Annotated in this window: 34 protein-coding genes and 1 tRNA gene; 25 read left to right on the plus strand and 10 right to left on the minus strand. The window is 46.8% G+C overall.

The features are described from left to right. Window positions 1-17: 17 nt before the first annotated feature. From prmC to hemA, 3 genes are all read right to left on the minus strand, one after another. Window positions 18-854, minus strand: a complete 837-nt coding sequence (prmC, locus tag MY523_RS12470; RefSeq protein ID WP_250655025.1) for a peptide chain release factor N(5)-glutamine methyltransferase — start codon at window positions 852-854, stop codon at window positions 18-20. Continuing rightward, window positions 854-1939: a peptide chain release factor 1 gene (prfA, locus tag MY523_RS12475; protein ID WP_250655026.1), complete on the minus strand. Its 1086-nt coding sequence runs from the start codon at window positions 1937-1939 to the stop codon at window positions 854-856. Before prfA ends, prmC begins: the two co-directional genes overlap by 1 nt. 362 nt (window positions 1940-2301) lie before the next feature. Continuing rightward, the gene (gene hemA / locus MY523_RS12480) at window positions 2302-3588 is read right to left on the minus strand and encodes a glutamyl-tRNA reductase (RefSeq protein ID WP_250655027.1); all 1287 of its coding nucleotides are present in this window, start codon (window positions 3586-3588) and stop codon (window positions 2302-2304) included. Window positions 3589-3918: 330 nt separating this feature from the next. On the opposite strand from hemA, the gene MY523_RS12485 reads away from it, so the two are divergent. From MY523_RS12485 to ychF, 8 genes are all read left to right on the plus strand, one after another. After that, window positions 3919-5724, plus strand: coding sequence for a tetratricopeptide repeat protein (locus MY523_RS12485; RefSeq protein ID WP_250655028.1), 1806 nt, complete (start codon window positions 3919-3921; stop codon window positions 5722-5724). Between the two features lie 31 nt (window positions 5725-5755). Beyond that, the gene (gene lolB, locus MY523_RS12490) at window positions 5756-6400 is read left to right on the plus strand and encodes a lipoprotein insertase outer membrane protein LolB (RefSeq protein ID WP_250655029.1); all 645 of its coding nucleotides are present in this window, start codon (window positions 5756-5758) and stop codon (window positions 6398-6400) included. Window positions 6401-6407: 7 nt separating this feature from the next. Further along, window positions 6408-7259 carry a 4-(cytidine 5'-diphospho)-2-C-methyl-D-erythritol kinase gene (gene ispE / locus MY523_RS12495; protein ID WP_250655030.1) on the plus strand — a complete coding sequence of 284 codons (852 nt, stop codon included), beginning with the start codon at window positions 6408-6410 and terminating at the stop codon, window positions 7257-7259. Between the two features lie 38 nt (window positions 7260-7297). Next, window positions 7298-7372: transfer RNA gene (locus MY523_RS12500), tRNA-Gln, on the plus strand. A 54-nt stretch (window positions 7373-7426) separates the two neighbouring features. Beyond that, window positions 7427-8371: a ribose-phosphate pyrophosphokinase gene (locus MY523_RS12505; protein WP_250655031.1), complete on the plus strand. Its 945-nt coding sequence runs from the start codon at window positions 7427-7429 to the stop codon at window positions 8369-8371. 194 nt (window positions 8372-8565) lie between these two features. Then, window positions 8566-9204: a 50S ribosomal protein L25/general stress protein Ctc gene (locus tag MY523_RS12510; protein WP_250655032.1), complete on the plus strand. Its 639-nt coding sequence runs from the start codon at window positions 8566-8568 to the stop codon at window positions 9202-9204. A gap of 34 nt (window positions 9205-9238) precedes the next feature. Then, entirely contained in the window at window positions 9239-9826 is a 588-nt protein-coding gene (gene pth, locus MY523_RS12515; protein WP_250658818.1) for an aminoacyl-tRNA hydrolase, read from the plus strand. Between the two features lie 434 nt (window positions 9827-10260). Then, entirely contained in the window at window positions 10261-11352 is a 1092-nt protein-coding gene (gene ychF / locus MY523_RS12520; protein ID WP_250655033.1) for a redox-regulated ATPase YchF, read from the plus strand. A gap of 144 nt (window positions 11353-11496) precedes the next feature. Here the strand turns inward: ychF and MY523_RS12525 are convergent, their stop codons facing one another. The 7 genes from MY523_RS12525 to MY523_RS12555 all read right to left on the minus strand — a co-directional run bounded on the left by MY523_RS12525 (window position 11497) and on the right by MY523_RS12555 (window position 14238). Beyond that, the gene (locus tag MY523_RS12525) at window positions 11497-12495 is read right to left on the minus strand and encodes a phage integrase (protein WP_250655034.1); all 999 of its coding nucleotides are present in this window, start codon (window positions 12493-12495) and stop codon (window positions 11497-11499) included. Further along, entirely contained in the window at window positions 12495-12818 is a 324-nt protein-coding gene (locus tag MY523_RS12530; RefSeq protein ID WP_250655035.1) for a type II toxin-antitoxin system RelE/ParE family toxin, read from the minus strand. The genes MY523_RS12525 and MY523_RS12530 overlap by 1 nt, the downstream gene beginning before the upstream one ends. Then, window positions 12793-13023 carry a TA system antitoxin ParD family protein gene (locus MY523_RS12535; RefSeq protein ID WP_250655036.1) on the minus strand — a complete coding sequence of 77 codons (231 nt, stop codon included), beginning with the start codon at window positions 13021-13023 and terminating at the stop codon, window positions 12793-12795. Before MY523_RS12535 ends, MY523_RS12530 begins: the two co-directional genes overlap by 26 nt. Before the next feature lie 120 nt (window positions 13024-13143). Next, the gene (locus MY523_RS12540) at window positions 13144-13335 is read right to left on the minus strand and encodes a hypothetical protein (protein WP_250655037.1); all 192 of its coding nucleotides are present in this window, start codon (window positions 13333-13335) and stop codon (window positions 13144-13146) included. 39 nt (window positions 13336-13374) lie between these two features. Continuing rightward, the gene (locus MY523_RS12545) at window positions 13375-13632 is read right to left on the minus strand and encodes a coiled-coil domain-containing protein (protein ID WP_250655038.1); all 258 of its coding nucleotides are present in this window, start codon (window positions 13630-13632) and stop codon (window positions 13375-13377) included. Beyond that, a complete protein-coding gene (locus tag MY523_RS12550; protein WP_250655039.1) occupies window positions 13629-13913 on the minus strand; it encodes a hypothetical protein in 285 nt (94 codons plus the stop codon). Before MY523_RS12550 ends, MY523_RS12545 begins: the two co-directional genes overlap by 4 nt. A 58-nt stretch (window positions 13914-13971) precedes the next feature. Further along, a complete protein-coding gene (locus MY523_RS12555; RefSeq protein WP_250655040.1) occupies window positions 13972-14238 on the minus strand; it encodes a helix-turn-helix domain-containing protein in 267 nt (88 codons plus the stop codon). A 94-nt stretch (window positions 14239-14332) separates the two neighbouring features. Between MY523_RS12555 and MY523_RS12560 the strand changes: the two genes are divergently transcribed. The 17 genes from MY523_RS12560 (at window position 14333) to MY523_RS12640 (ending at window position 21763) form a co-directional block, all read left to right on the plus strand. Then, entirely contained in the window at window positions 14333-14554 is a 222-nt protein-coding gene (locus MY523_RS12560) for a hypothetical protein (protein ID WP_250655041.1), read from the plus strand. Then, window positions 14547-14756 (plus strand): hypothetical protein, encoded by a 210-nt coding sequence (locus MY523_RS12565; protein ID WP_250655042.1) that lies wholly within the window; start codon window positions 14547-14549, stop codon window positions 14754-14756. Before MY523_RS12560 ends, MY523_RS12565 begins: the two co-directional genes overlap by 8 nt. A 93-nt stretch (window positions 14757-14849) precedes the next feature. Continuing rightward, window positions 14850-15020, plus strand: coding sequence for a hypothetical protein (locus MY523_RS12570; protein ID WP_250655043.1), 171 nt, complete (start codon window positions 14850-14852; stop codon window positions 15018-15020). Between the two features lie 9 nt (window positions 15021-15029). Beyond that, entirely contained in the window at window positions 15030-15722 is a 693-nt protein-coding gene (locus tag MY523_RS12575) for a hypothetical protein (protein WP_250655044.1), read from the plus strand. Between the two features lie 582 nt (window positions 15723-16304). Next, window positions 16305-16466, plus strand: coding sequence for a hypothetical protein (locus MY523_RS12580; RefSeq protein ID WP_250655045.1), 162 nt, complete (start codon window positions 16305-16307; stop codon window positions 16464-16466). Then, on the plus strand, window positions 16453-16875 hold the full coding sequence (locus MY523_RS12585; protein ID WP_250655046.1) for a hypothetical protein: 423 nt from the start codon (window positions 16453-16455) through the stop codon (window positions 16873-16875). The genes MY523_RS12580 and MY523_RS12585 overlap by 14 nt, the downstream gene beginning before the upstream one ends. 25 nt (window positions 16876-16900) lie before the next feature. Then, complete coding sequence (locus tag MY523_RS12590; RefSeq protein WP_250655047.1) at window positions 16901-17356, plus strand: hypothetical protein; 456 nt, start codon at window positions 16901-16903, stop codon at window positions 17354-17356. Further along, window positions 17343-18005, plus strand: coding sequence for a hypothetical protein (locus tag MY523_RS12595; protein ID WP_250655048.1), 663 nt, complete (start codon window positions 17343-17345; stop codon window positions 18003-18005). The genes MY523_RS12590 and MY523_RS12595 overlap by 14 nt, the downstream gene beginning before the upstream one ends. Before the next feature lie 155 nt (window positions 18006-18160). Next, window positions 18161-18307 (plus strand): hypothetical protein, encoded by a 147-nt coding sequence (locus MY523_RS12600; RefSeq protein ID WP_250655049.1) that lies wholly within the window; start codon window positions 18161-18163, stop codon window positions 18305-18307. Beyond that, entirely contained in the window at window positions 18308-19105 is a 798-nt protein-coding gene (locus tag MY523_RS12605) for a major capsid protein P2 (protein WP_250655050.1), read from the plus strand. An 11-nt stretch (window positions 19106-19116) separates the two neighbouring features. Beyond that, entirely contained in the window at window positions 19117-19440 is a 324-nt protein-coding gene (locus MY523_RS12610; RefSeq protein WP_250655051.1) for a hypothetical protein, read from the plus strand. Continuing rightward, a complete protein-coding gene (locus tag MY523_RS12615; protein ID WP_250655052.1) occupies window positions 19437-19640 on the plus strand; it encodes a hypothetical protein in 204 nt (67 codons plus the stop codon). Before MY523_RS12610 ends, MY523_RS12615 begins: the two co-directional genes overlap by 4 nt. Next, the gene (locus tag MY523_RS12620; RefSeq protein WP_250655053.1) at window positions 19637-20017 is read left to right on the plus strand and encodes an N-acetyltransferase; all 381 of its coding nucleotides are present in this window, start codon (window positions 19637-19639) and stop codon (window positions 20015-20017) included. Before MY523_RS12615 ends, MY523_RS12620 begins: the two co-directional genes overlap by 4 nt. Beyond that, the gene (locus tag MY523_RS12625; RefSeq protein WP_250655054.1) at window positions 20007-20759 is read left to right on the plus strand and encodes a hypothetical protein; all 753 of its coding nucleotides are present in this window, start codon (window positions 20007-20009) and stop codon (window positions 20757-20759) included. Before MY523_RS12620 ends, MY523_RS12625 begins: the two co-directional genes overlap by 11 nt. Continuing rightward, on the plus strand, window positions 20759-21319 hold the full coding sequence (locus MY523_RS12630; RefSeq protein WP_250655055.1) for a hypothetical protein: 561 nt from the start codon (window positions 20759-20761) through the stop codon (window positions 21317-21319). Before MY523_RS12625 ends, MY523_RS12630 begins: the two co-directional genes overlap by 1 nt. Continuing rightward, window positions 21316-21579, plus strand: coding sequence for a hypothetical protein (locus MY523_RS12635; protein ID WP_250655056.1), 264 nt, complete (start codon window positions 21316-21318; stop codon window positions 21577-21579). The genes MY523_RS12630 and MY523_RS12635 overlap by 4 nt, the downstream gene beginning before the upstream one ends. Continuing rightward, complete coding sequence (locus MY523_RS12640; RefSeq protein WP_250655057.1) at window positions 21572-21763, plus strand: hypothetical protein; 192 nt, start codon at window positions 21572-21574, stop codon at window positions 21761-21763. The genes MY523_RS12635 and MY523_RS12640 overlap by 8 nt, the downstream gene beginning before the upstream one ends. The last annotated feature ends 13 nt before the right edge of the window (window positions 21764-21776 follow it).

A 21776-nucleotide genomic window follows, 5' to 3' on the forward strand; every position in this document is an offset into this window, starting at 1 on the left:
TGATAGTTGCAGTCAATTTACAGCCCAGGCCAACGCCCGATAGTGACACGATCATTTCCCGATAAATCCTGGTAGCTTGATACGTCAGTATAGCCGTATCCTTTAAAGATTCTGCGCACTTCAGCAGCTTGCTCAAACCCGTGCTCGATCATTAACCAGCCATTAGCCGTTAAACACTCACTCGACTGCTTGGCAATATCAACAATGTCTGACAGCCCATTCTGCTCTGCCACCAGTGCAGACAACGGCTCAAACCTGACATCACCTTCTCGCAAATGAGGGTCTGTGCTCGCAATATAAGGGGGGTTACTCACCACTAAATCAACACTGCGGGGCGGTATACCATCACACCACGAGCCTACTTTAAAGCCAACCCTCTCTAGCCGATTAAGGCTGGCATTTTCTTTGGCAAGGGAAACAGCCTCTTCTGACTGATCAATGCCTGTGAGCATCCAGTGTTTTCGCTCAGATGCCAAGGCCAAGGCAATTGCTCCCGTCCCAGTCCCTAAATCAACAACATTAAGGGGGCTATCAGGCATAACTTCCAGCGCGACTTCTACCAACCGCTCAGTATCAGGCCGGGGAATCAACGTGGATTGGTCTACTTTTAATGACAGTGACCAGAACTCCCTGACGCCCGTCAGGTAAGCGACCGGCTCACCTTTCTGACGACGTTCAAGTAACGCATAAAACGCTGACAACTGTTGCTCATCAAGCGTTTTTTCCGGCCATGTAAAAAGATAGGTTCTGTCTTTGTTTAAAACGTGGCAGAGCAAAACCTCTTTATCTAACGCAGGCGTTTCTGATTCAGGCAACTCTGACTGTCGAAGTACATCAGCAATAGATACAGACATTACTCTTCGCTTAGAGACGCAAGAAGATCCGCCTGATACTCCTGCAACAGAGGCTCTATAATCGGATCCAAATCACCCTCTGTAACCTCTGCCAACTTGTACAGCGTTAAGTTGATACGGTGGTCTGTAATACGCCCTTGAGGGTAGTTATATGTTCTGATTCGCTCTGAACGATCACCACTTCCTACCAGGCTTTTACGGGCATCAGCCTGCTCTTTTGCCGCGGCATCTTGCTGCGATGAATTAAGCTTGGCTTGTAGCAGGGACATCGCTCTTGCCTTGTTTTTATGCTGGGAGCGCTCATCCTGGCACTCAACGACAATACCGCTAGGCAGGTGAGTGATTCGAATTGCAGAATCCGTTTTGTTGACGTGCTGACCACCCGCACCCGATGCCCTGAAGGTGTCTATTCTGAGATCACCCTTATTAATATCGATCTCTTCAAGGGAGTCTGCTTCTGGCATTACAGCGACGGTACACGCCGAAGTATGGATACGGCCTTGCGACTCGGTTTCTGGCACTCGCTGAACACGGTGAGCCCCTGATTCAAACTTTAACTGGCCGTAAACGCCATCCCCCACCAGGCGGGTAATAATTTCACGATAACCGCCATGCTCACCCAGGCTTTCGCTTATTACTTCAACTTTCCAGCGCTGGCGCTCTGCATAACGGGAGTACATCCTAAATAGATCACCTGCAAATATCGCCGCTTCATCCCCCCCCGTGCCTGCTCTAATTTCAAGAAACACGTTGTGGGTGTCATTAGGGTCTTTAGGAAGTAACAGTTTTTGCAGTTCAGATTCAAGTGACTCTTTACGCGCTTCGGCATCAGCCAACTCTTCCTTCGCCATTTCGCGCATATCAGCGTCGCCATCCTGAAGTAGCATATTGGCTTCTTCAATGTCATCGTCAACTTGCTGATAGTCAGCAAAACACTTAACAACAGGCTCTAATTCAGAGTACTCTTTGGACAGATCTCTGTACTTATTCTGGTCTGCAATCACATCCGGGTCACTTAACAGTGCGCCAATCTCTTCGTAGCGTTCACTAATGTTATCCAGTTTTGCAACTATTGATGCTTTCATTTTGGTTTTTTTACCATAATTCCGTTAAATTTAGCGCAGTTTGGCGATACTACAGTTTGACAGTGCTGCAGCCTGGTATTGCTGCAGCTTGGTATTACTACAACGTGGTATTACTGCAACCTGTCAAGAAAAGGCGCCGAACTCAATTAAGGTATAGCAGGCCCAACTAAGGCCTATCAAACTTAATGTCGTATTGTTTTAGCAAGCTTGATTGACCGCGAAAATTCCACCGTAACATCTATTCGCGCCCAAAAGCTCTAGTAACCCAGTGGCCGTATTCTATATGAATAAGAGATAAATATTCATGTATAAGCAATAAAATTTGCCCATCAGAGCGATATCGGTACCGTTGGGATAAAAGGTTAACGCTTATCAGTGGAAGCGGTGTCGGCCTTCGAAGTAGGTAGTTCAAACAACTCTCTAAGCCAGTCCGTCACCTCTACTCGCCCCTCTGCTGAGGCTTTGCGAACCTGAACGGTAGGGCTATGTATAATTTTGTTGGTCAGCCCTCTTGCCAACCCTTTCAACACGGCTTCAGGGTCACCACCATTGCGAATAACTTTAAGTGCTTTCTCAACCTCTGTATCTCGAATATCCTCGACCTGACCTCTAAACTGCTTCAAAGTGCTGGTCGCAGAGAGCGCTCGTATCTGAAACATAAACTCGGCTGCGCCACTTTCAACAAGATGCTCAGCTTCCCGTGCAGCCCCTTCGCGCGACTTTACGTTTTCGTCTATAACCTGCTTTAAGTCATCAACTGTATAAAGGTATACATCTTCAAGCTCGCTAACCTGAGGCTCTATATCTCGTGGCACCGCAATATCGACCATAAAAATAGGTCGGTGTTTTCTCATTTTTAACGCTCTTTCTACCGCACCCTTGCCCAGAATAGGCAATTGGCTGGCAGTGGAAGCGATAACTATGTCTGCATAAGGGAGGCGGTCCGGGATGTCAGAGAGTAGAATCGCATCGCCCTGTATTTCCTGAGCCAATTCTTGAGCTCTCGACAGTGTTCGGTTAGCAACAGTAATATCACGCACACCCGCTTCTTTGAGATGCCTGGCCACCAGTTCAACCGTTCTACCCGCCCCAATTAGCAACGCTCTATTGCTGCTCATATCCGAGAAAAGGTGGTTCGCCAGATGAACGGCAGCGTAAGCAACGGAGACAGGGTTTTCGCCAATGGCTGTATCGGTTCTTACTCGTTTGGCAACCGAGAAAGTCTGCTCAAAGAGCCTTCCCAGTTCCCCCCCCACTGTTTCAGCTTCACGAGCAGTTGCATAGGCCGACTTTAACTGCCCTAGAATCTGCGGTTCTCCCAAGACTAAAGAATCAAGACCGCTGGCGACCTTCATCATATGCCGGGCGGCGTCTTCATCCCAGTGAACATAACTGCATGACTCAAGCTCACCGAATTTAAGGTCGTGGTAATCTCCCAACCACTCAAGCAGGGCACGACTTCCCTCAAGCTCTGTTGCACAATAAAGCTCAGTACGATTACAGGTTGATAAGATAGCAACCTCACTCACGGCAGATACCTTTTGCGCTTCCTGGAGTGCAGACACTATCCTCTCGGGCGAAAAGGCAACCTTCTCGCGCACTGCAACCGAGGCAGTTTTATGATTGATACCTAACGCCAGCAACGCCATATAATCTGAAAAACCTATACTTGAGTTTAAAAGCTCGCATTTTACAGGGCGTTCGACAATAAGGCCACTGAACCCTGCGTCACGGTTGTGAATATTTACTGTCGGTAATGATTACTCATAATAGACAAGCGCGTCAGAGGATAGAGAAAACGTCTAATCCATTCCTTGATCAAAGCCAATAAATACAGCAATTCAAAGCGAACCTGTCAGAGCAGCAGGCAGTCACCATAGAAAAAAGTTACAGTCACTTAATTTTTCATTATCAGAGTAGGCTTATTTTTTTTCTTGTGTCATCATAAAGCCTGACAATTGCTGCGAATAAATAACAAAATGAAATTCAGTGTACACAATATTCTTCGACTGATATCTCCAGTCTTTTTGATAGCGCTTGCCTCTGGCTGCTCCTTGCAGTCTCTTAATTCACAAGCAAAAATAGATGACACCCCCAAAACACCTTCTGAGTTAGTTGCTAACCAAATCCCTCCTGCAGACCCTGTTATCGAATATGCAGAGTTTGACTCAGAGACCATGTATGCCCTGCTAACAGCAGAAATAGCCGCGCAACGAGGCCGCTATGACATTACTTTACTTAACTATGTGCAGCAGGCACGCACAACCAAAGATCTCGCAATCATCAAGCGGGCATTCAGAATCGCCCAATATCTAAAAGCCAGCAATGCTCAACTTCAGCTTTCAAAAGTATGGGCAGAAGTTGAGCCAAATGATATTGAAGCAAACCAATTAGCCGCTTTTCATCACGCCCGCAACAAAAAGTATGAAGAAGCCATGGGCTATATGGAGAACATTATAGAGCTGGAAGGTAATGCCGATCTGGACAGGCTAGCCGCACACGCAAAAACATTACCGGCAGAAGAACAACAGACACTGTTAAATCTCTACACATCGTTATACGAACGCCACCCTGAGAACAAAGAGGTCATCTACAGCCTCGCCGTCATGCAAAAAAATACAGGTCATACGGATGATGCTATTGCCACCCTGGCCCCACTCTTACAGCAAGAACCTGAATTCGAACCCGCCATATTGCTTCAAGCCGGGCTTTTATATGACCAGAAGAAATTGGAAGAAGCCACCGAATACCTGAAAGAAAAAACTGAAGAGTTCCCCGAAAACCGAAAAATGGGAACGCTTTACGGCCGACTATTAATTGATAACAAACAACTGGACGAGGCACAGGACGTCTTCAAGGAGCTAATGGAGAGATTTCCCGACGTTGCAGGATTAAGACTCTCGTATGCTTTAGTTTCACTTGAAAATAAAGACGAAGCCGAAGCCATTGAGCAGTTCAACATCCTCCTGGAAGCCCAACAACACACAAACGAATCACACTTTTATCTTGGCAGAATTGCCGATAGCAGAAAAGAGCCCGCTAAAGCGATTCAACATTACTTAAGCGTTGAAAGCGGAACCCACTTTTATTCAGCCATATCCAGAGCCAGTTTTTTAATGGCAGAAGAAGGCCGCCTGGATGAGGCCCTGATTGGGCTGGAAAAACTCAGAAAGGCAGCCCCTGATCAGGCGGAAAATTTTTGGCTGATTGAAGCAAACTTGCTGCTGGATATTAACGAAGAAGACCTGGCTCTAGGCTCAATCAATATCGCTCTCATGGACTTTCCCAACAACGCCAAACTCCTTTACTCAAGGTCCATGCTATTGGATAAAGCGGGGCGACTTGAAGAGATGGAAGCCGACCTGAGAACAATCATTGCGGCAGAGCCTAATAATGCGGTTGCGCTTAACGCGCTTGGTTATACGCTCGCCGACAAAACAACCCGAGTGATGGAAGCCTATGACCTCATCACTAAGGCCTACGCGCTAAACCCGGACAACCCAGCCATATTAGATAGCATGGGGTGGGTCTATTACCGAATGGGCAATCTGGAAAAAGCGCTTGAATACTTAAATCTTGCCTACGCTCAATTCCCTGACCCAGAGGTGGCAGCCCACCTGGGGGAGGTTCTGTGGCAGAGTGGCGAAAAAGATAAAGCACTGACTCTTTGGAAAGAGTCTCTTAAGGTGTCCCAAGCCAAAGAGAGCAAAAGCACTATTGTTCAAGACACGATGAAACGGCTCGGCGTATCGCTGGACGACGCTCCGGCAAACGCTCAGCAATAGTCGCCCAACCCACACAACAAAGCAGCATTACATGAATAGCTCAACACGCTCAGGCAAGCACATTATTTGGATTAAAGGTGCGCTGCTTCTACTACTCCTGCAAGGTTGCGCCAGTACCATTGAAACACCGTTAACGCTGACAGAACCCGTCAACTGGCGAGAAACAGTGGCGGCAGTATCCGCCATCGATAGCTGGGAGATTTCAGGAAAGATTGGAGTTAGAGTGCCTGAGCGAATTGACAGTGCCGTCATTAACAGCTGGAAACAAAAAGAAGCCCAATTCACTATCGACCTCTCTTCAACCATTTTCGGTCTAGGGGCCACCCGCATAGAAGGCAACCCAAACTACATTTCAATGACCGAGTCCGGCGAAGAACCTGTAATATCTCGACATCCAAGACAATTAATACAACAACACATAGGCTGGCCCTTGCCAATAGAGCAACTCAGATACTGGGTCAAAGGAATACCCGCGCCCGTCCAGTCACCTGACGACAAAGTAGAAGAGCTAAAGTTTGATAGTCAGGGGCAGCTCTCTCAGCTGGTTCAGAACGGGTGGCAAGTCAACTATTCAAAATACACCCCATCTCGCAGTGTCAGCCTGCCTGGAAAAGTGGTTCTGCGACAGCAACAGGTCAAAATAACCGTTATCATTAACGATTGGCAATTAAACTAAATACGACATGCAACAAAAAACGATCTCCCTGCCCGCGCCAGCCAAACTAAATCTATTTCTTCATATCAACGGTAGACGAAAAGACGGCTATCACGAACTTCAAACACTATTTCAGTTTATTGATCGCAGTGACATATTGCATTTCACCCCAACAGCTAAACACACCATCCAAATAACGCCCGAAATTGACGGTGTCAGTCTTGAAGACAACCTTATATACAAAGCGGCAAGCCTGCTTTTACCCTACAGACAAAACCCTTGTGGTATTTTGATTAACCTTGAAAAGAATCTACCAATGGGCGGAGGCCTTGGCGGGGGAAGCTCCGATGCGGCGACAACACTTGTTGCACTTAACCAGCTATGGCAGTGCGATCTTACAACAGAGCAGCTAACAAAACTGGGATTAACCCTGGGCGCAGATGTGCCAATATTCATTAGCGGCCATGCAGCCTGGGCAGAAGGCGTAGGCGAACTATTTACACCCGCCAACCCAATTGAGCATTGGTACATCGTCCTCACACCCGACTGCCATGTCGATACCGGTGAAATTTTTTCTCACCAACGCTTGACAAGAGACACGCCAAAGATGAAAATAGCGCCCGCTCTTGAGGGAGAAGTCAAGAACTTCCAAAATGATTGCGAGGCGATTGTTAGCGAACTTTACCCAGAGGTAAACGAAGCTATTCAGACACTCAATCAACACGGTAGATCAAGACTAACCGGAACAGGTGCTTGTGTATTTGCGGCATTTGAGTCTAGAGAACAAGCTGAATCAGCCTTCTCGAAGCTTCCTAAAAGCATTAAAGGTTTCATAAGTAAAGGACTCAACTCCTCCCCCTTATATGTTGAGACCAATTAAAACTGAAGAAACTTAAAGAGTATCATAAATGATATTACTGGGGTGTCGCCAAGCGGTAAGGCAACGGGTTTTGATCCCGTCATGCGTTGGTTCGAATCCAGCCACCCCAGCCATTATTCCACCTCCTCCTCATACTATATTCGATAATTATCCTGAAGGTATTCGTCGTGTCTAAGTTAATGGTATTTACTGGTAACGCTAACCCGAAACTGGCCGCTCAAGTCGTTGAGGCTCTCCACATCCCAATGGGTAATGCAGTCGTTGAAAAGTTTAGCGATGGCGAAATCTCAGTAGAAATCAATGAAAACGTTCGAGGAAGAGACGTATTCATCATTCAACCAACCTGCTACCCAACCAATGACAACATCATGGAGCTTATCGTAATGGCAGATGCCTTGCGTAGAGCCTCTGCCACCCGAATCACAGCAGTTGTCCCCTACTTTGGTTACGCCAGACAAGATCGCCGGGTTCGCTCCAAGCGAGTTGCGATTAGTGCAAAAGTGGTTGCAGACATGATGACCGGCGTTGGTATTGACCGACTTTTAACCGTAGACCTTCACGCCGACCAGATTCAGGGTTTCTTCGATATTCCCGTTGACAACATTTACGCCACTCCTGTTCTGGTTGATGATATCGAGCGCACCAACTACGAAAACTTTATGGTGGTATCTCCCGATGTTGGCGGTGTTGTGCGTGCAAGAGCAATGGCCAAGCGTCTGAACGATGTCGACCTTGCCATCATCGACAAGCGCCGACCTAAAGCCAATGTTTCACAGGTTATGCACATCATTGGTGACGTAGAAGGCAAAACCTGCTTACTGATTGATGATATCGTAGACACAGCAGGCACACTATGCAAAGCCGCCGAAGCACTTAAAGAACACGGCGCAGAGAGGGTTGTTGCCTATATTACTCACCCGGTACTCTCAGGCCCGGCAATAGAGAACATCAGCTCATCCAACCTTGATGAGTTAGTGGTAGCAGATACAATTCCACTTAGTGACAAAGCGCTGAAATGTGGTAAAATCCGCCCCCTTTCGATGGCTAGCTTATTAGCGGAGTCAATCCGAAGAATTTGTAACGAAGAATCTATCAGCGCGATGTTTGACTGATCACGCGCCTTACGACAGATGCGCACCAATAAGCTGTCGTAAAGAAAGAGAGTCGTATTATTGATAGCGAGCTTCCTACGGGAAGCTCGTTGTCGTATTAGCCGGCAGCTCTGGCTGCCATTTGAAACACCCATACTGTCGATCTGGTCGCAAGGTCGCAGTAGAGGTTTATTTTATAAATTGAGGAATAACAAATGACTGATGCATTTGTAGTTAACGCAGAAGTTCGTTCAGACAAGGGGAAAGGTGCGAGCCGCCGCCTTCGTCGTTTAGAGAACTTAGTTCCAGCCATCATTTACGGTGGAGATAAAGAGCCAGTATCTTTAACGCTAAAGCACAACGAGATTATTAAGTCGTTGGAAAATGAAGCGTTCTACTCTCACATTTTGACCATCAACGTTGGCGGCAAAGAAGAGAGCGCAATCCTTAAAGATCTTCAGCGTCACCCTGCTCGTGACGAGATTCTACATGCTGATTTCTTGCGTGTAAGTAAAAACCAGCCTATCAACGTACACGTTCCACTACACTTCACTAACGAAGAATCTTGTGTGGGCGTTAAAATGGAAGGTGGCGCAATATTCCACCAGGCAACAGATGTTGAAATCACCTGCTTGCCGGGCGATCTTCCAGAGTACATCGAAGTTGACATGGCTGACGTTCACGTAGAAAGCATTGTCCACCTTTCAGACCTTGTACTACCTAAAGGTGTTACTATTGCAGCGCTTCAGCAAGGCGAAGACCACGACCTTCCTGTTGCAGCAGTACACAAGCCTAAGGGCGAGAAAGCTGCATCTGAAGATGAAGAAGCATCAGAGGAAGCAGGCGAAGAATAAGCCTTCTTACTCCTTAGCAAGAGAGCCTCAGATCGTGCCAGATAACATTCGCCTAATCGTTGGCCTGGGTAACCCAGGCCGTGAATATGAGAATACCCGGCATAATGCTGGGGCTCTTTTCGTTGAAGACCTTGCTAAAAATTCGGGCAGCTCGCTCAGGCCAGAAAGAAAGTACCACGGCTTATACAGCAAAATTAACCTTCATGGTCACGACTTACATCTTTTAAACCCCACCACATTCATGAACCGAAGCGGTTTAGCGGTTAATGCCATTTGCCAGTTCTTCAAAATCAAACCTGAAGAAGTGCTTGTCGCTCACGATGAACTGGATATTCCGTGTGGAACACTAAAGCTAAAACAAGGTGGAGGTCATGGCGGACATAACGGGTTAAGGGACATCATTAGTCATTTTGGTGGCAACAAACAGTTTTATAGACTTCGCTTGGGCATAGACCACCCAGGTAGTAGCGAACGAGTCACCGGCCATGTTCTTGGCAAGATCGGAAAGCAAGAAACCGAGCAACTCAATGCGGTCTTTGATGAAGTCAACCGGGTGCTGCCTGAAATTATCGATGGAAATTGGCAAAAGGCAATGAACCGCCTTCATGCATTCAAAGCATAGCCCCTTAATACTACAGCCCCTCAAAACTACAGCTACTCAATCCTTCACCCACTCAATACTTCGCCAACTCAATACGACACCATCTCATAGCTATCCTGCCCAACACTATACCTCATCGAAACTATGCCTCATCGAAACTATACCTCATCGAAACTATGCCTCACCGAAACTATACCTCATCGAAACTATACCTCATCGAAACTATACCTCATCGAAACTATGCCTCATCGAAACTATACCTCATCAAAACCACACCTCCTGAACCCTCGCTCCCTTCAAAAAGTCACACTAAAAGTACATCCAGCAGCTTAAGCAGAGCGATGGCAGCTAATAGCTAGCGCACCTTCCTAGACAACAATGCCCCATTTATTTGCTACTTTACAGCAGGTATAATGTCGCCTCTTTTTTATACACGCTTGTCAGAGATTAAGTCTATGGGTTTCAAATGTGGCATTGTCGGCCTACCAAATGTAGGTAAATCGACACTATTTAACGCACTTACCAAAGCAGGTATTGGCGCAGAAAACTTCCCTTTCTGTACCATCGAACCTAACGCCGGCGTTGTTCCTATGCCTGACCCTCGACTAGAAAAGCTAAGCGCTATAGTCAACCCTGAGCGTGTAATCCCCACCACCATGGAGTTTGTTGATATTGCCGGCCTTGTTGCAGGCGCTTCCAAAGGCGAAGGGCTTGGCAACCAGTTTTTGGCCAACATTCGGGAAACGGATGCCATCGCACACGTGGTTCGTTGCTTTGACGATGAAAATGTTATTCACGTCGCGTCAAAAATTGATCCCGCAGCCGATATCGATGTCATTAACACTGAACTCGCACTCTCCGACCTTGATAGCGTAGAAAAAGCGATTAAGCGCATCGGCCGCATAGCCAAAGGCGGCGACAAAACAGCCAAAGCACAAATTGAAATTTTGGAAAAGCTACTGCCGCACCTTAATGAAGCCAAACCTGTTCGTACCGCTGGCCTAACAGATGATGAGTTAGCACTACTTCAAGAGCTGCACCTACTGACCATCAAACCGACCATGTACATTGCCAATGTTGATGAAGATGGCTTCGAGAACAACCCACACCTCGATACGGTCAAAGCCATTGCCGCAGAAGAGAACGCTGTTGTTGTGCCTATCTGCAATAAGCTCGAAGCAGAAATAGCAGAGCTTGATGACGAAGAGAAAGAAGAGTTCCTGGCCGACCTCGGTATGGAAGAAGCGGGGCTAGACCGGGTCATTCGAGCAGGGTACGCACTACTTGGGCTCCAGACCTACTTTACTGCAGGTGTAAAAGAAGTAAGAGCTTGGACTGTGCCGGTCGGCGCTACGGCCCCACAAGCGGCAGGCGTTATTCATACCGACTTCGAAAAAGGCTTTATTCGCGCGGAAGTCACCTCCTATGACAACTTCATTCAATACAATGGAGAACAAGGCGCAAAAGAAGCAGGCAAATGGGGGCTAGAAGGCAAAGACTATATCGTTAAAGACGGCGATGTCATGCACTTCCGCTTCAATGTCTAATTAATCGTGAATAATCACAACTTGTTGTAGATTCATGAGTTTGGGGGGTTGACATCCCCCTTTAATACTAGCCGGCGTTATTAATAAACACTTGTTTTACAGGTGTTTTTTCATTTCTATAGCCACCATAAATAGGCCAACTGACTACATACTGTCTACACCCTGTAACGGATTTAACCGCAATGCGGCTTCCAGGTGGTCTGGTGCCAGGTGCGCATAGCGCATGGTCATTGTGATACTGGAATGCCCTAATATTCGCTGCAACGTCAGAATATTTCCCCCGTTAATCATAAAGTAACTGGCAAATGTATGCCTGAGAACGTGCGCGGCTTGCCCCTTGGGTAGCTTGATCGACGTTTTAGACAACGCATAGAGAAACGCACTATGCGCCTCCTCAAACCCTTTATACTCTTTGAAATGTGCGGTTATCTCACTGTACAACGACTCATTAATCGGTATTGAGCGATTTTTAGAATTCTTGGTATCAACAAACGTGATTAAGCCAGGCTTAACATGTTGAGGCCGTAGCTGTTCACCCTCACCCCATCGCGCACCAGTCGCCAAGCTGATTTTTGTTATTAGCAGAACATGGGGGTTTCGGGTGGTCGTGCGGATGGTTTGCAGCAGCTCGGTTATTTGCTCCGGGTCCAGGTAAGACAGCTCGGTTTGAACGATGCGAAACGGACGAACCGGCTTTAGAGGGTTTTCATAGTCAATAACCTGTGTTCGATGCAGTTCGTTATACACGGCATTGATATAACCCAGCTCATTATTGCAGGTTTTAGCGGTCGTTCCTGCCCCTCTCCGGGCACTTCGATAATTCGTATAGGTTTGAGGCTTAAGGTCTTTCGCAACAGGCTCCCCCATTGCTTCACATGCCAGGTACAGCTTTTTCTTACGGCGCTCACCATCTTTGAGGTGCTGACCGTGGGCTGTGTACCAAAGTTTAACCAGGTCACGCAAAGTGCGCCTATCGGCGGGGGCCGGTGTCCAGTCTTTGTCGGTGTGAGCCTTGTTGAGAATATAGCGCTGAAAACGCTGCGCCTCGGTTTGGGTGGTGAACCATTTACGGATCCGTTTACCGTTTCGCCCCCAGGGCCATACGTCAACTTTCCATTTGTCACCATCCTTTTTGACCGTCATTACTTAATAATCTTCAAATCTGCCTTGCGGCGCTGTTTGGCGTCTCGGTAAAAGTTTTCATGCGGCCCAAGATACATTAGATAGACTTCAAGTGCTTTATCATTGAAGTGATACCCTAGTAGTATCTGGCTATCTTCAAGGCTGAATTTGTGCACCCTAAGGTGCTGTAAGTCGCCTTTCTTTTGTTGGCCTATTTTTGGGTTTTTTATTATCTCTTCAATTTCGTTATCTACGACCTCTTGGTTATCATCGCTCAGGCGATCATAAACCCTATCAAAGGTGCGTGTGGTATAGACTTCAATTTCTGTCTTTTCGTCTGACATACTTTTTAACCCGACCTGCTTTTATTTCTGCCTCGGCGACCAATACATCACTTACAAACTCATAGGATAAGTCCGGGTTCTCTTCCATTACTCGCCCTATTTTTGCCCAGTGCTCTATTTGTTTGGGTATGGTTCGATTGCTTGCTGAGGCGTAAACCTCAGCGTCTGCCATTAAATCATCTGACAGTCTGATACTTGTAGCCATTTTGGAACTCCATTTAACTTGCATTACAACTACTGTGCAGTTAATTGTAGCAAAATGCCGCAAATTATTACTATATATATTTTACGCAATGCAGCTTAAAGACCATTAACGAGCAAATTATTAAAAATATCCGAGAACAAAACCAAACAGGGCATAGTAAGCACACATCAGCAAAATTCTTCTGTTATTGATGTTATTTACCTTGTCCCATGCCTCACAATAACCTTTGTTATAACCAAACGAGTAATAGTCGTTTTGAAGGTGTTCTAGTAACTTCTCTGCATTTGATTCTATGGTTTGGTCGTTGCTCATATTAGGCTCCATAACTCTAAAAGGAGGCCACTATAGCACTCATCCAGGTGGCAAGTGTAAGCTAGCAATATATTTAACAACGCCAAAAGCAGCTGTTCCCATTACACTAAAAATTAAGACGTAGTCTTTTAACCTAGCCCCTCTAATCTCTTTAATATCCTGCTTAAATTCCCCGCAATTACTTTTTAAATTATCAATATCCTTCTCAATATTTGAAACTTTTTTATCCAGCTTCACGACTTTAGGAGATAAGTCTTCTAATTCTTTTGAATTTATATAAATGCCGATGCGCTTCATGTTCCATCCTTATATCTTGGTTCAAACCCTTCCAGAAGCTCTTTGGCAAGGTCGAACTTAAACGACATTACATAGGCGCAGCGGCCGCAAATGATTTCAAAATTCATCTTGTCATTTCGTTCTCCGTCAGCTTGAAACAATCCATCGTTATTACACATAGGGCATTCAAAATCATCGCCTTTTACGGTTCTTACATACTGTCCAAATTTCTCAATCATTACCGGCTCCCATGGGTCTATGTCAGCCGGTATCTTATCTTGTTCGTATATCTCTTCACTCATTTATTTCTCCAAATCTCCAAAATTTTTGCCGATATCGAATAACCTTCCCGGGTGGGCTTTAGCCGTTGCTTAACTTCCGTTGCTCCTCAATCTCAGGGCTGATCTGCCCTGCTTCCGGTGCGACCTCGTCGGTCATTAGCCAGAGCGTGTACTTTTTAAAGCGATCGCTTTTTGTAATTTTCTCAAGCTCAATACCATTCGGTGTTCGCCTTCCTGTTTCATATTTTTTAATTGCAGATATTGAAAGACCCGCCTCTTCGCTAAATTCTTTCTGAGTTAACTCCTCTGCCTTCCTGATAATTTTTATTTTTTCACACATATTCATTGACAAGGTTCCACTTGTACTCCTATCATTACCTTAATTGTTCCATTCGGAACATTTAAGACCTTTTAAGACGCAAAACCTTAGGATAGTAACAATGAATAGCCCAGTTTTGTATATCGATACGCCATATTTATCGATCGATGAATACGCCAGGCGGGCCGGTTTGTCCGCTGAACAGGTTCGTTCGAGAATCAAAAAGGCCATGATTCCGTCGATTGTGCTGGCCTCAGAACCCGGCAAACGTGGCGCCATCATGGTGAATAACGCTTTGCTGATTAAGGAAGCCATGGAACAAGAGGGTTGGAGAGATGAGTAAGGAAGACCAAAGAAAGCTTGTTGAAGCCGCTACGACCATTGGTGCCATAGCTGAGTGCAATTGCCACTACACCGAAGGTTTAGCCAGAAAGATTGCCGCTACCGGTAAAAGCGTGGGCGATCTGACCGTGGCCGAGTTGATGAACATCGATGTGGATTACGCACAAGAGTACAACGATATGCTGCCCACACTGGGGCGATAGCCATTTACAACAACCATTACTTTAGCAGTAGCAGGAACCACTGCATTAACACCAGGGAACGGGGAGAAAAGAAGAGCATAAGGTAAGTAGTCTATGTCCCGTGAAGAAGAAATCGTCAGCAGTGCAATTATTGCTAAACAGCTTTTAATGAAATTGCGTTACTGTGACGACCCTTTGACCCGTGAAGCCCTGTCTGAATATGCCATGCAAATGGTAGGGCACATAATTGAACACCTTGAAGCCACTACAAACCTAAACGATTAGGGGTAGCTAGTGAGTTCAGCAACCATCAGCGGTAACCGGTGCGGGCATGACAAGAATGACCTTAAGGTATTTCGTGAGCACCGTAACGGCTTTATCAATGAAACCCAGAAGACCATCAGACTATGGGCTTCTAACCCTTTCCGCTATTTAAGATCGGCCCGCACCCAACGACTTCAAAAAGCAAAACGCCAGGTTAGAAGCGAACGCCGTGAAGCGGTGGCCTCGGTGTTATGTTACATGATGAGTTATTCCAACTTTGCCACTCTTCATCTGGGCGTGGTGGATGAAGGTACCGGTAAGTTTGTGCGCTTTGGTTGCCAGCATATGGCCGACAAGACCGGCCTTTCGTTATCCCGCATCTGGCAAGCCTTGAGTGATATCAGGAAATGGGGCTATGCCAATACCATTCGCAAGTCAGAACGTGATACAGAGGGCGAGCTAGTGCACACCGTGGCGGTTCGTTCGATCTCTGTTAAGTTGTTCCATGAGCTGGGCCTGTTTACCAAATTCCAGAAGTTCCAGGAGAAGGCCCGTAAGAAACTAAAGAAAAAGCTCAACGCCATTCAAAACCGCATCAGCAGAGAGACATTTACATCCTACATGCGCGACATAGCCGCCGCTGAGGGGCTTGATAGCCCTGATGACCACCGAAACTACCTTAAACAACTCGCACAATCCCTCAAGCCTCAGTGTACTAACTGACTTACTGGCTCGGTCTACCGAGAGGCTGGACTGTACCTGAAAGTATTTAAGCGCTGCTTTGCACCCTATAACTTACGCTTTGCCCTACTTGTTAGGGCTTTTTTTTGCCTGGCATTTATGGTGCCGCCTCACTTTCCTGAGTTATACACAATTAAGTCTTTGTCGCTTTTATGCGGTATGCCCCGTTTATTTATTAACAGTTAAGTCTTAGCCCGATAATGGATAGGTCTATGACTAAACACTACGTGAAAATTACTACGTAATATAAAGGCCTACGGCCTAAGAATGCCTCGACAAGTCGAGAAGTTCTTTTCACTCAAGCGCCGTTTGGCTTATCCGTGCCTAAAGTTCAAATTCTGGGGCCTCTGGAGCCTGTAAGGGCTTTATTAACCACCGCAAGCGGTGGAATTCCATATCTGATTCAAAATCGCGCTGTTGCGCCGTGAGAGCGCATACCACTAGCCAGCCCTGTGCAGCGGCTTATGCCCTTCGGGCTTTTGATAGTGCAAAACTATAAGAATTTGCTTTTTGATAGCCTGTATGAATAATCAGCTGTGTATTTATCCATAGGAGTATGCAGTCATGGACAATCAGTTTTTAATCGAACGGACTCAAAAGTTAATTGAGCGTGCAGATGCGTTTAAGCACCCCATGCTTCCCAAAGAAGCGAAAGAGGTGATAACCGAGGCGGCTCGGTTGTTAGGTGAACTGGCAACCAGAGAGGTGACTCGTGGCGAAGCGTGATAACCCGGTGCTGGGCACCATTCAATGTGACGGTTGCGGCGGTACGGCATCCGTTCATCAGGCCAGACGCGGTTCTGGCCGGTTCCTTTATACCCGTTGCGGTGAGTGTGGTGCAGACCAGCGAACCGGAAAAGCGGTTCAAACCCGGTTGTACAACCAAACAGAATGGCGCGCCGGCGCGGATCCGGTTAAGCCACCCAATGTGGCTGAAAAGTCGGTTGTAGAACCGAGCGAACCTAGTAAACATGGGGGGTCTGGCGATATCGGCGGATCCGGTTGTACAACCGAAAACGAACCGGACACAACCGAGATTGAACCGGCCGAACAACCGGCAACAACCAAGAAAAAATGGGCACCACTGGCATTTTTGGGAATGGTAGCGGCGGGCTTACTGGCATTTGCCAGCTAATTAACCAGGTTAAGGAACCTATAGCATGAGTGACGTAGTAGAACTGGATGCAGTTGAAGAAAATGAAGAGTTCGGGCTGGATGATCTGATCGAGGCCGAAAGCGTTGAAGCCGCTAACCAGGCACAGGCCGAAAATGAACCCTCGGTTGATGAGTTGGAACGTGCCCGGGCGTTTGCTGAAAAGTTAAACGGGGGCTTTCTGTGGGGTGTTGATCGGTTCGTTTGTCCATCGGCCAATATTGATGAGTTGATTGACCGGGAAGCAGGAACCGAGGCGTTAACCCCTTTGGCGCTGGAAATGGGCGGCACCATGCCCCCTTGGTTAGCCGAAGCACTCAAGAAATATGACCCGTACATCAAAGCGGGAACCTATATGGGTGTGACGATCTGGACGGCTCAGCAGATCGAAAAGCAAATTCAGGCCGCAAATGAAGAGCAAAAACCGGAACGCCCCGGGGAGACAATCAATGGCGAGGAATGAAGATAGTTCTTTGCCGCTTCGCCATGTGTTTGTGACCGCGAAGACCGGTGGCGGTAAATCGCAAGCCATGCGAAACGTAGTGGTACCCAGGCGGGGCGTTCGCGCTCTGTTCTGGGATGTTGACAACGACCACTATTGCACGCGGTTTGATAACAAGGGCAAGTTTTTAAAAGCGGTTCAAGCTGCCGTTAAAAGTGGTAAGCCCTTTCGGCTGGGGTGGAATGGTGAAGATGATCAGGATACGTTTACATGGTTCTGCGAAGTAGTTTGGCGGGTACTGGATGGCGATTTTGATACTTACATCGTTCTCGAAGAGCTGGCCGATCTCGAAATGGGCCAGAAAACCTTGCCGGGGCTGGGCAAGTTACAGAAACGTGCTCGAAAGTACGGTGGTATTGTGGTGTCCAATACCCAGCGGGTTCAGGAAATACCGAAATCGCTGATTACACAGGCCCATAAGGTCTATATCGGGTTGCAGTCGGCCCATGATGCCAAGTACATCGAACGAGTGCTTGGGATTCCGGCTAACCAGGTGGAAGCCCTTAAGCCGCTGGAGTTCTTCACCAAAAATGGCGAGACCTGGGAAAAAGTTAAAATTCCCTACAAGGCCTACGGTGAAAAGAGCCGAAAACGTAACCAATTTGCTTGATTATTACGTTAAGGAACGTGATTTTTTACGTTCCTGATCTTTTTTTAATCTAATTTGAACCTATAGGTTCCCCCTCTTTACCGTTTCGGTTCTCCCTCGATACAACTAAAAACCTACGTTAAACAGCGTATTTTTTAATTGATTGAGAGGACTACATGAACACTGTAGACAAAGTAAAACGTAACATCGATTGGAAGATGGTGACCTCAATGGTTGTCGGTTCTATCGTTGTTGGTGTGCTGGTTGTTGGCGCACGAAAAGCGGGCTTAGGCTCTGTTGCCACTGTTGTAAAAGGGGGCTAAATGTCACGTTCATTTGAAAGACTATCGCAACCTAATAACGTTGTGGCCGGTGGTCGTGTGACTCAACACTGCCCGCTTGGATTGTCGTATGATTCGATAATTTTTAAATTAACGAATGTAACGCCGGTACAAATGAAGAACTTGAAAGTTCTAACAGGTGCCAAGGCTCAATGGGATGTTAAAGACGGCGGTGTTATTGCTGACATTAACAGCTATTACCAGCGTGATGAGTCAACCGGCTTTTTGACGTTGTGGTTCTATCGGCCTGAAATGTCGACGGAAGAGGAACGAGCCTTGACCAGTATGGGCACACTCGACATTCCGTCATTGACTGTTCAGTTTGATCTTGACGGGGCAGTTACTGACCCGGCTATTGAAACGTACGCTATTCGTCGAGCAGCGGCCCCAATGGGGCTAATCACTAAGTTGCGTGAATTCCCCACCACGTTTGCAACCAGTGGCAGGCAGGATATTGATAATATCCCACGCGGTGCGCGTATTACCGCGTTTCACTTGTTTAAAGATGATGTGAGCGAAGTAGAGCTTGAGATCAACAACGGTGCTGGCTCTGGTAAAGTGGTTGAGTTTCCTAAAGACTTACTTGAAGCCGTTCAAAAACAGCATGGCCGCACGCCGCTTACTGCTAAAGCGACCCATGTTGATATGAATTTGCTAGGTAAGTTGAAGCAGTACATGCCAACAGCCCACTTAAAAGACATGCGTCTGAAGCCAACGATTGATTCTTCCGGGGCGTTAACAACCCTGGTTGAATATATCGACGGATTCCAAGGCATATAGGAGGGTTCTCCATGTCTCAAACAAGTGGATTCTTTGAAAACTTCGGGGGCATTGGTGACGCGTTTGAAACGCTCGCCGGTGTTTACCTGGAGCATGAAAGAATTAAATCGGGCAACGTATCAGGAGCGGCCGCCCAAGATCAGGCAGAGTTGATCGGAACGCCATCAAGCATTGATCAAAACGTCAACGCTCACCCGGCATCACCTGAACAGATAGAAAATGGTTTGGCTAGTGGTGAATCGGTAAATGTCTTTGGTACGCCGGTAAATAAAACGGTGCTGATGGTTACGGGGGCCGTTCTAGGCGTGATATTTCTGGCTAAGGTGATGAAATGATTCCAACTATGTCGGGCGGCGCGGGAGGAATAGACCTCAGCGGTGGGCCTGCCACTTCTGGAAATGGTGACTATGGGGCTAATTTTGGGAGTACATTCAATTTTGCCCCACCTCCTGTAACCGTAGGGGGCACCAGTATACCAGCCTGGCTAATTGTCGCCGGTGTGGTGGGGGTCTTTTACCTGGTTAAACGCAAATGAGGCAAATTGCATGGTGCCCAGAAGCTGAAAACGGTTTAGCCAGGGCGGCGGGTTCGCCCGCTGTTCTTGAAGCCGTCAAACGTGAAGTACTCAACGGTGAAGGTCAGCTTTGGCAGTTTGACCAGCCTGATTCTTGCGGTTATGTCGTGACCAGGGTTGAAGAAACTAAGCCTAGCGGAATGTTGGAGTTAGTCATTGTGTTGGGTGAAGGCTGCGGGGCCAAGCGAGTAATTAAGTCTTTTATGAAGGTGGCGAAAGATTACGGTATTGAGTCAATGAGGACGCACATAAAGCGCCCCGGGCTAAAAAGAATTTATGAAAGATTGGGCTGGTCTCAGTCTGAGATAGTGATGAGGTTTAATTGCAATGGGAAGTAAATCAAAGAGTTCCCAGTCAACCGTTAATAAGCAGAATTATTTTAACAATATTGATTATGGTAACGGTGGTGGTGGCAGTGGATTTGCCAAAAATGTGAACATGTCTGAATCGTCAATGGGTGATATATCCATTGTCTCAACGGATCATGGAGCTATGCAGGCGGCAGCGGCTGTCAGTGCTCATGCTGTTAATGCCAATGGCGCTATTGCAGATAGCGCGATCAATCTGGCTGATAGTTTGGGAACTGAGGTCATCGATGCCGCTGGCAATTTGGCGGTTGAGTCATTTGATTTATCGAGAGACTTTGGCGGCTACCTTGAAAGGTCGGCAGGTCAGGTTATAGACCTTGTTCAAAATGAAGCGGACGAAAACAGAGAGTTCGCGATGCATTCAACCGCAGAAGTTGGAAAAGCCTATCAGGCGGCTAATAGCTCAATATTAGCGCTATCGAGAGATCATTCCAGCAATTTAGATGCAGCTTATAGCCAGGCAAATCAGGCTATTTCTGATATCTCAGAGCGATCAATATCAGAATATGCTTATCTGGCAGAATCCACTAATGATCAGATTAACCAGGCAAATATTCAGGCGCAATCTATGAGCGGCAAAGCGATGGATTATGTTTTCCAGAGCACTAAGGATGCAACTGAGCGAAATACTGACACGATGGTTAAGTGGGGAATGGGCGGCGCTGTTGCGGTGGTTGGCTTTATGGCCCTTGCGATGATGAGAGCGGCATAATGAATCTATTTGATATTGATTTGAAAGCAGGCATTGGGAATCACAACGCCATCCGGGGCCGGTATTTTCGGATTATTACCGGAACCGGGCGGATGACATTGAGAACATCTACTGGCCATAGCTCAGATATTATGGCGGGTATCGGTGTTGATGTTGCCGCTAATGGGGCACCGTTTGAGTGGTTCGAATTGGTAAGCCCTGTTGATCAAACTGTAACGATCCTTGTGTCTGATCTTCCGTCTACGGACTCAAGATTATCAGGTGATATTGATATCAATGGGCTTCTTTCCGTAGCAGCGGTAGGCGGTAACTCAATAACAGAGTCGTCTGGAACTATCGCTAATAATGCAAGCGTTGAAATATTGACCGCTGATATCAATCGGATAGAGACGGTTGTTTATATCGATCAACCGGCGTTTGTCTCGGGTGCGAATCCTGCGAGTGCGGCCAGCTTTCCACTGCCAGCTGGATACCATACGTTCAAAAACACGGCTGCGGTTTATATGTTCAATAATTCCGGAGCAGTACTGAACTATAAAACGTTTGGAGATAGCAAATGATAGTTGGGCAAAATCCTAGTCCGATAAAAAGCGTTCAGCGCGGTACCGTCTCCGGGGCCGGGGTTGTAAATATATCAAGCGTTGATGTTTCAAAGTCGATTCTAATATTGAACGGGCGCGGCTATGGTATTACGTATCAGCAAAATTACTACGGTATTGGTGGTGGCTGGACGGGAGTATTGTCAACAAGCACGATAACGATTGATTGTGATGCAACGATACAAGCTGGCGCGACATGGCAGGTGATTGAATATGTCTAATTTTTACGCACAAATTAATGACGAAAAAATTTGTATCGGGGTTTCTCAGTTGTCTAGTGCTGTTGAGCACCCTCAAATGATATCGCTTGATAGTTATGATGAAAGTATTCTTGGAAAAAAGCGATATTACAAACAATGGCGAGAGGTGGACAGTGAAGGTAACGTTCTACCTGACGATAGCTAGTGTGGTTTTCTGG

Source organism: Alkalimarinus coralli (assembly GCF_023650515.1).
Classification (GTDB): Bacteria; Pseudomonadota; Gammaproteobacteria; order Pseudomonadales; family Oleiphilaceae; genus Alkalimarinus; species Alkalimarinus coralli.

What these genes read in the sequence shown, in the direction of transcription:
- prmC (WP_250655025.1), bottom strand. Translation starts at nt 854, where the DNA reads ATGTCTGTATCTATTGCTGATGTACTTCGACAGTCAGAGTTGCCTGAA.
- prfA (WP_250655026.1), bottom strand. Translation starts at nt 1,939, where the DNA reads ATGAAAGCATCAATAGTTGCAAAACTGGATAACATTAGTGAACGCTAC.
- hemA (WP_250655027.1), bottom strand. Translation starts at nt 3,588, where the DNA reads ATGGCGTTGCTGGCGTTAGGTATCAATCATAAAACTGCCTCGGTTGCA.
- MY523_RS12485 (WP_250655028.1), top strand. Translation starts at nt 3,919, where the DNA reads ATGAAATTCAGTGTACACAATATTCTTCGACTGATATCTCCAGTCTTT.
- lolB (WP_250655029.1), top strand. Translation starts at nt 5,756, where the DNA reads ATGAATAGCTCAACACGCTCAGGCAAGCACATTATTTGGATTAAAGGT.
- ispE (WP_250655030.1), top strand. Translation starts at nt 6,408, where the DNA reads ATGCAACAAAAAACGATCTCCCTGCCCGCGCCAGCCAAACTAAATCTA.
- MY523_RS12510 (WP_250655032.1), top strand. Translation starts at nt 8,566, where the DNA reads ATGACTGATGCATTTGTAGTTAACGCAGAAGTTCGTTCAGACAAGGGG.
- ychF (WP_250655033.1), top strand. Translation starts at nt 10,261, where the DNA reads ATGGGTTTCAAATGTGGCATTGTCGGCCTACCAAATGTAGGTAAATCG.
- MY523_RS12525 (WP_250655034.1), bottom strand. Translation starts at nt 12,495, where the DNA reads ATGACGGTCAAAAAGGATGGTGACAAATGGAAAGTTGACGTATGGCCC.
- MY523_RS12530 (WP_250655035.1), bottom strand. Translation starts at nt 12,818, where the DNA reads ATGTCAGACGAAAAGACAGAAATTGAAGTCTATACCACACGCACCTTT.
- MY523_RS12535 (WP_250655036.1), bottom strand. Translation starts at nt 13,023, where the DNA reads ATGGCTACAAGTATCAGACTGTCAGATGATTTAATGGCAGACGCTGAG.
- MY523_RS12540 (WP_250655037.1), bottom strand. Translation starts at nt 13,335, where the DNA reads ATGAGCAACGACCAAACCATAGAATCAAATGCAGAGAAGTTACTAGAA.
- MY523_RS12545 (WP_250655038.1), bottom strand. Translation starts at nt 13,632, where the DNA reads ATGAAGCGCATCGGCATTTATATAAATTCAAAAGAATTAGAAGACTTA.
- MY523_RS12550 (WP_250655039.1), bottom strand. Translation starts at nt 13,913, where the DNA reads ATGAGTGAAGAGATATACGAACAAGATAAGATACCGGCTGACATAGAC.
- MY523_RS12555 (WP_250655040.1), bottom strand. Translation starts at nt 14,238, where the DNA reads ATGAATATGTGTGAAAAAATAAAAATTATCAGGAAGGCAGAGGAGTTA.
- MY523_RS12560 (WP_250655041.1), top strand. Translation starts at nt 14,333, where the DNA reads ATGAATAGCCCAGTTTTGTATATCGATACGCCATATTTATCGATCGAT.
- MY523_RS12565 (WP_250655042.1), top strand. Translation starts at nt 14,547, where the DNA reads ATGAGTAAGGAAGACCAAAGAAAGCTTGTTGAAGCCGCTACGACCATT.
- MY523_RS12570 (WP_250655043.1), top strand. Translation starts at nt 14,850, where the DNA reads ATGTCCCGTGAAGAAGAAATCGTCAGCAGTGCAATTATTGCTAAACAG.
- MY523_RS12580 (WP_250655045.1), top strand. Translation starts at nt 16,305, where the DNA reads ATGGACAATCAGTTTTTAATCGAACGGACTCAAAAGTTAATTGAGCGT.
- MY523_RS12590 (WP_250655047.1), top strand. Translation starts at nt 16,901, where the DNA reads ATGAGTGACGTAGTAGAACTGGATGCAGTTGAAGAAAATGAAGAGTTC.
- MY523_RS12595 (WP_250655048.1), top strand. Translation starts at nt 17,343, where the DNA reads ATGGCGAGGAATGAAGATAGTTCTTTGCCGCTTCGCCATGTGTTTGTG.
- MY523_RS12600 (WP_250655049.1), top strand. Translation starts at nt 18,161, where the DNA reads ATGAACACTGTAGACAAAGTAAAACGTAACATCGATTGGAAGATGGTG.
- MY523_RS12605 (WP_250655050.1), top strand. Translation starts at nt 18,308, where the DNA reads ATGTCACGTTCATTTGAAAGACTATCGCAACCTAATAACGTTGTGGCC.
- MY523_RS12610 (WP_250655051.1), top strand. Translation starts at nt 19,117, where the DNA reads ATGTCTCAAACAAGTGGATTCTTTGAAAACTTCGGGGGCATTGGTGAC.
- MY523_RS12615 (WP_250655052.1), top strand. Translation starts at nt 19,437, where the DNA reads ATGATTCCAACTATGTCGGGCGGCGCGGGAGGAATAGACCTCAGCGGT.
- MY523_RS12620 (WP_250655053.1), top strand. Translation starts at nt 19,637, where the DNA reads ATGAGGCAAATTGCATGGTGCCCAGAAGCTGAAAACGGTTTAGCCAGG.
- MY523_RS12625 (WP_250655054.1), top strand. Translation starts at nt 20,007, where the DNA reads ATGGGAAGTAAATCAAAGAGTTCCCAGTCAACCGTTAATAAGCAGAAT.
- MY523_RS12630 (WP_250655055.1), top strand. Translation starts at nt 20,759, where the DNA reads ATGAATCTATTTGATATTGATTTGAAAGCAGGCATTGGGAATCACAAC.
- MY523_RS12635 (WP_250655056.1), top strand. Translation starts at nt 21,316, where the DNA reads ATGATAGTTGGGCAAAATCCTAGTCCGATAAAAAGCGTTCAGCGCGGT.
- MY523_RS12640 (WP_250655057.1), top strand. Translation starts at nt 21,572, where the DNA reads ATGTCTAATTTTTACGCACAAATTAATGACGAAAAAATTTGTATCGGG.